Source organism: Vibrio sp. 1F169, from assembly GCF_041439605.1.
In the GTDB taxonomy this organism is placed as follows: domain Bacteria; phylum Pseudomonadota; class Gammaproteobacteria; order Enterobacterales; family Vibrionaceae; genus Vibrio; species Vibrio tasmaniensis_A.
This window is the reverse complement of record NZ_JBGOOI010000181.1, coordinates 1-1,110: the sequence shown is the minus strand read 5'-3', so window position 1 is coordinate 1,110 and position 1,110 is coordinate 1. Positions and strand designations below refer to the sequence as shown.

Here is a 1,110-nt window from a genome sequence, read left to right as displayed (position 1 = left end):
ACCTTTTGAGTCTGGGATTCCTGAATGGGGAAACCCACTTACATAAGTAAGTATCCTGTTGTGAATACATAGCAACAGGAGGCAAACCGGGGGAACTGAAACATCTAAGTACCCCGAGGAAGAGAAATCAACCGAGATTCCGAAAGTAGCGGCGAGCGAAATTGGATTAGCCCTTAAGCTTTTAATGAGACAGATGAAGGCTCTGGAAAGTGCCGCAATAAAGGGTGATAGCCCCGTAATCGACATCTCATAATCAGTGAAAACGAGTAGGGCGGGACACGTGATATCCTGTCTGAATATGGGGGGACCATCCTCCAAGGCTAAATACTACTGACTGACCGATAGTGAACCAGTACCGTGAGGGAAAGGCGAAAAGAACCCCTGTGAGGGGAGTGAAATAGAACCTGAAACCGTGTACGTACAAGCAGTAGGAGCACCTTCGTGGTGTGACTGCGTACCTTTTGTATAATGGGTCAGCGACTTAATTTTAGTAGCAAGGTTAACCGTTTAGGGGAGCCGTAGGGAAACCGAGTCTTAACTGGGCGTACAGTTGCTAGGATTAGACCCGAAACCAGGTGATCTAGCCATGGGCAGGTTGAAGGTTGAGTAACATCAACTGGAGGACCGAACCGACTAATGTTGAAAAATTAGCGGATGACTTGTGGCTAGGGGTGAAAGGCCAATCAAACCTGGAGATAGCTGGTTCTCCCCGAAAGCTATTTAGGTAGCGCCTCGGACGAATACTACTGGGGGTAGAGCACTGTTAAGGCTAGGGGGTCATCCCGACTTACCAACCCTTTGCAAACTCCGAATACCAGTAAGTACTATCCGGGAGACACACGGCGGGTGCTAACGTCCGTCGTGGAGAGGGAAACAACCCAGACCGCCAGCTAAGGTCCCAAAGTATAGCTAAGTGGGAAACGATGTGGGAAGGCTCAGACAGCCAGGATGTTGGCTTAGAAGCAGCCATCATTTAAAGAAAGCGTAATAGCTCACTGGTCGAGTCGGCCTGCGCGGAAGATGTAACGGGGCTAAGCTATACACCGAAGCTGCGGCTACGTACCTTAGGGTATGTGGGGTAGGGGAGCGTTCTGTAAGCCGTTGAAGGTG

The 1,110-nt window shown here is 49.9% G+C and carries 1 rRNA gene; it reads left to right on the top strand.

Going from position 1 to position 1,110, the window contains the following annotated elements:
• A 23S ribosomal RNA gene (locus ACED53_RS23465) occupies positions 1-1,110 on the top strand; the annotation flags it as partial.